Raw genomic sequence first — 4,608 nt, 5'->3', positions numbered from 1 at the left:
CGCGATGCCGTAACCGCCGCGGTCGCCGCTGCCGAAGCCGGCACCGATGGCGAGATCGTGACGATGATCGCGCCGGTCTCCGACGCTTATCGCGACGTGCCGCCGCAATATGGCCTGCTCGTCGCGCTGCTGGTGCCCGGCGTGGTTGCAATCGACCCGGCGTGGCTGCCGTTTACCAGCGACGGCTGGACCGCGCCCGACGAACGGCTGGTGCTGCTCGGCGTGATGATCCTGCAGGTCGTCGCGTTCCTGATCGTCCGCTATGCGCTGGCGCGGATGGACTGGCGGCTGGCGCTGACGCCCAAGGCGACCAAGCGCCGCCGAGTGCGCGCGCGCGCGATCGAGCTGTTCAGGGTCGCCGCCGAACAGCGCACCGCCAAGCGCGTCGGGGTGCTGCTCTATCTGTCGAGCGCGGAGCATATGGCCGAAATCGTCGCCGACGAAGCGATCCACGGCAAAGTCCCGCCCGAGCGCTGGGGCGATGCCATGGCCGCGCTGGTCGAGCAGGTCCGGCAGGGTCAGACCGGCGCCGGCATGGTGGCGGCGGTTGCGCAGATCGGCGCGATCATCGCCGAGCATTTCCCGAAGACCGACGCCGACACCAATGAACTGCCCGACCGGCTGATCGAACTGTGACCGCTGAGACTGTCTGGCAGGGCCGCTTCATGGCGATGAAGGTCGATGGCCCGTGGGAATATGCGTCACGCGTGCGCGGGATCGGCGCGGCGGTGATTCTGGCGATCGATGGCGGTGACGTGTTGCTGGTCGAGCAATACCGCGTGCCGCTCGGGCGCCGCTGCCTCGAACTCCCCGCGGGACTGGTCGGCGACGAGACCGCGGGCGAGCCCGTCGAGATTGCCGCCGCGCGCGAGCTGGAGGAAGAAACCGGCTATTGCCCCGGCCGGGTCGAGACGATCGGCTTTTTCCACTCGTCGCCGGGCATGGTCTCCGAAGGCTTCACGCTGGTGCGTGCGCATGATCTGGTGCGCGTGAGCGAGGGAGGCGGCGATGCGAGCGAGAACATCACTGTCCACCGGATCGCGCTGAGCGGGATCGCCGATTTCGTTGCCGCCAAGCGCGCCGAGGGCGTGGCGATCGATGTAAAGCTGTTGATGCTGCTGGGGCCGGGGTTGCTCGCCTAATTCGTCTGCATTTGCCCGTTCGTGTCGAGCGAAGCAGGTTCAGCTTGGCCGCTTCATCCGGAACAACGCGGCCTCCGACACCGTGAAATAATCGCCCCAGCCGCCGCCCCGCAGCACCGGGTTCGCCGCGACCGTATCGAAGCTGCCGTCGGCGATCACGTCCTCGGCGATATGCACCCCGACCACTTCGCCGAGCACGAGCCAGGCGGGAATCGCCTCGCCCGCCGCGCTGGTGAGTTGCAGCGTCTGGCTGTGGCGGCATTCGAACTGTACCGGGCTCGCGGCGACACGCGGTGCGGCGATGACCCGCGAAGGTGCGGCTTCCAGCCCCGCTAGCGCAAATTCGTCGACGTCCGCCGGTACGCTCGCGGACGAGGCATTCATGGCTTCCGCCAGATCGCGGCTGACGAGGTTCCACACGAACTCGCCGGTCGCTTCGATATTGGCGATGCTGTCCTTCGGCCCGATCGAGCAGAAACCGATGATCGGCGGCACATAATTGAACAAATTGAAGAAGCTGTATGGCGCCAGATTGCGCACACCCTGCGCCGACAGCGAACTGATCCAGCCGATCGGGCGCGGCGCGACGATCGCATTGAGCGGGTCATGCGCAAGGCCGTGGCCATCGCGCGGTTCGAAAAAGTGAAAAACGCCCAAATCGGTGCCTTTTTGATCTGTCACTTTTTGGCGAGTGGTATCGTATCTGTCGGTAGCATAGGCATTGGCGCGACGGGCGCACAAGAGACGGGGAATACAATGGACGCAGTGATCGATCCCACGGCCCAGCCGGTGCCGGAGCCTCCAGCCCCGGTCGAGGCCGCGCCCGCGCCGCGCCACATCTACAAGCATTTGCTGACGACCCGGCTGTGGCACTGGATCAATGTCGTCACCGTCTTCATCATGATCGGTTCGGGGCTCGGCATCCTGAACGCCCACCCGCATCTCTATTGGGGCCTGCATGGCGCCCAGCCCGATGCGGCGTGGCTCGATCTGCCGCGCTGGCCGAGCTGGGCGACGATCCCGGCGAGCTATAATCTGTCGCTGTCGCGGCGCTGGCATTTGTTCTTCGCGCTGGTGCTCGCCTTCGGGCTGCTCGGCTTCATGATCACCAGCCTGATCAACCGCCATTTCCAGAAGCAGCTCGTGATCCGCCCGTCAGAAATCACGCCGTCGCATCTGTGGTTCGACATCAAGGAACATCTGGCGTTCCGCTTTCATGATCCCAAGAACCCGGGCGCGTTCAACGTGCTGCAAAAGATCGCCTATGCGTCGCTGATTTTCGTGATGTTGCCGCTGATCATTTTCACCGGGCTCGGCATGTCGCCGGGGATCAACGCGGTGATGCCGTGGATCCTCGACCTGTTCGGCGGGCGCGCGTCGGCGCGGTCGATCCATTTTCTGGCGATGTGCGGCATCATCGGCTTCATCGTCGTCCATCTCGCGCTGGTGATCCTCGCGGGGCCGATCCGCGAGGTCGGCTCGATGATCACCGGTTACTGGAAAGTCCCTGAGGAGGGTCACTGATGTCATCGATCATCACACGCCGCTCGCTGATTGCGGGCGCAGGCGCGGGCGCGGGCCTGTTGCTGTCGGGCTGCGACAAGCTTGCGCACAATGAGAATTTCCGCAGCTTCCTCTACAAGGAGGACGAGGCGCATTATCAGCTGCAGCGCGGGCTTTCGAGCCACGCAACGCTCGCACCCGAATATCGCCCGGACCAGATGTCGCCGGTGTTCCGCGCGAATGGCTCGATCAATCCCGGCACGCCCGAATATAGCGGCTGGGTCGCCGACAAGTTCGCCAGCTTCCGGCTGAAGGTCTATGGCCTCGTCAACAAGCCGCTGAGCCTGTCGATGGCGCAGATCAAGTCGATGCCCGCGCGCACGCAGATCACCAAGCACGACTGTGTCGAAGGCTGGACCGCGATCGGCCAGTGGCACGGGCCGACGGTGGGGTCGCTCCTGAAGCTCGCCGATGTCCAGTCGAAGGCGAAGTATATCGTCTTCCACTGCGCCGATCATTATCGCGGCGCGGCACTGCCCTATTATGAATCGATCGACATGTTCGATGCCTTCCATCCGCAGACGATCCTCGCCTGGGCGATGAACGGATCGCCGGTCACCGTGCCGCACGGAGCGCCCTTGCGGCTGCGCGCCGAGCGCCACCTTGGCTACAAGCAGGCGAAGTACGTCATCGGCATGGAAGCCGTCGAAAGCTTCGCCGGCATCCAGGGCGGGCACGGCGGCTATTGGGAAGACAATGTCGATTATGATTGGTTCGCCGGAATCTGATCGCTAGCGTACCGAACCAATGGCACTGATCGACCTGTTCCTCGCCCGCGCGGTCAAGCGCGGCCAGCTAATTGTTCGTCACTTCGACGGCACCGAAAAACGCTTCGGCACGCCCGAGGCGGGCTACCCCGATGTAACGATCCGCTTCACCGATGCGGGCGCAGCGGGATCGATCATCCGCGACCCCGCACTCGGCGCCGGCGAAGCCTATATGAACGGGCGGCTGGTGGTCGATGAAGGCAGCGTGCTCGATCTCGTCAGCCTGATGACCGCGAACGACCTGTGGGAAGCGGGCGGCAACCGGCTCCAGCCCTCGGCCCTGACGCGCGCGGTCGAAAACGTCACCCACCGCATCGGCCGGGTCAACATGGCGCGCGCCGCCAAGCGCAATGTCGCGCATCATTATGATCTGAGCGACCGGCTCTACGATCTCTTCCTCGACGCCGACCGGCAATATAGCTGCGCTTACTTCACCGATCCCGCCAACAGCCTCGACCAGGCGCAGGCCGACAAGAAAGCACATATCGCCGCCAAGCTCGCGCTCGCGCCGGGGATGCGCGTGCTCGACATCGGCTGCGGCTGGGGTGGCCTCGCGCTCTATCTGCACGAAAAAACAGGCGCCGAAGTGCTCGGCGTCACGTTGTCCGAAGAGCAGATCAAGGTCGCGCGCGCCCGCGCCGAAGCGGCGGGCGTGGCCGACAAGGTCAGGTTCGAGCTGATCGACTACCGCCACGTGACCGGCACCTTCGACCGGATCGTGTCGGTCGGCATGTTCGAACATGTCGGCCCGCCCAATTACCGCACTTTCTTCCGCCAGTGCCGCGATCTGCTGACCCCGGACGGGGTGATGCTGCTCCACACCATCGGGCGGATGGGCCCGCCGGGCGTGACCGACAAATGGACAGTCAAATATATCTTCCCCGGCGGCTATAATCCCGCGCTGTCCGAAATCGTCGCGGCGAGCGAGCATCAGCGGATGTTCCTGACCGATGTGGAAGTGCTGCGGCTGCATTACGCTTACACGCTGCAGCATTGGTACGACCGCACGACGGCGGCAAAGGACGCGATCGTCGCGCTGTACGACGAGCGCTTTTTCCGCATGTGGCAATTCTATCTCGCGGGGGCGCTGTGTGCGTTCAAATATGGCGGGCTGGTCAATTTCCAGCTGCAATATG

6 protein-coding genes are annotated in these 4,608 nt (G+C 64.5%); 5 read left to right on the top strand and 1 reads right to left on the bottom strand.

Going from position 1 to position 4,608, the window contains the following annotated elements:
- The coding region (locus AX672_RS18810; protein ID WP_066647287.1) for a TPM domain-containing protein at positions 1-636 on the top strand (636 nt) is incomplete at its 5' end.
- Positions 633-1,142 carry an NUDIX hydrolase gene (locus AX672_RS01755; protein ID WP_231731115.1) on the top strand — a complete coding sequence of 170 codons (510 nt, stop codon included), beginning with the start codon at positions 633-635 and terminating at the stop codon, positions 1,140-1,142. The genes AX672_RS18810 and AX672_RS01755, both read left to right, overlap by 4 nt.
- 39 nt (positions 1,143-1,181) lie before the next feature.
- Here AX672_RS01755 and AX672_RS01750 read toward each other — a convergent pair whose 3' ends face one another.
- Positions 1,182-1,799, bottom strand: coding sequence for a flavin reductase family protein (locus AX672_RS01750; protein WP_066647285.1), 618 nt, complete (start codon positions 1,797-1,799; stop codon positions 1,182-1,184).
- Between the two features lie 99 nt (positions 1,800-1,898).
- On the opposite strand from AX672_RS01750, the gene AX672_RS01745 reads away from it, so the two are divergent.
- From AX672_RS01745 to AX672_RS01735, 3 genes are all read left to right on the top strand, one after another.
- Positions 1,899-2,666: a cytochrome b/b6 domain-containing protein gene (locus AX672_RS01745; RefSeq protein ID WP_082730320.1), complete on the top strand. Its 768-nt coding sequence runs from the start codon at positions 1,899-1,901 to the stop codon at positions 2,664-2,666.
- Complete coding sequence (locus tag AX672_RS01740) at positions 2,666-3,433, top strand: molybdopterin-dependent oxidoreductase (RefSeq protein WP_066647283.1); 768 nt, start codon at positions 2,666-2,668, stop codon at positions 3,431-3,433. Before AX672_RS01745 ends, AX672_RS01740 begins: the two co-directional genes overlap by 1 nt.
- Before the next feature lie 19 nt (positions 3,434-3,452).
- On the top strand, positions 3,453-4,608 hold a 1,156-nt coding region (locus AX672_RS01735), incomplete at its 3' end, for an SAM-dependent methyltransferase (RefSeq protein ID WP_066647281.1).

This window comes from Sphingomonas sp. CCH10-B3 (genome assembly GCF_001556185.1).
GTDB lineage: Bacteria > Pseudomonadota > Alphaproteobacteria > Sphingomonadales > Sphingomonadaceae > Sphingomonas > Sphingomonas aquatica.
The sequence above is the reverse complement of the archived record's forward strand: the minus strand, read 5'-3'. Positions and strand labels throughout refer to the sequence as shown.

What these genes read in the sequence shown, in the direction of transcription:
- AX672_RS01745 (WP_082730320.1), top strand. Translation starts at nt 1,899, where the DNA reads ATGGACGCAGTGATCGATCCCACGGCCCAGCCGGTGCCGGAGCCTCCA.
- AX672_RS01740 (WP_066647283.1), top strand. Translation starts at nt 2,666, where the DNA reads ATGTCATCGATCATCACACGCCGCTCGCTGATTGCGGGCGCAGGCGCG.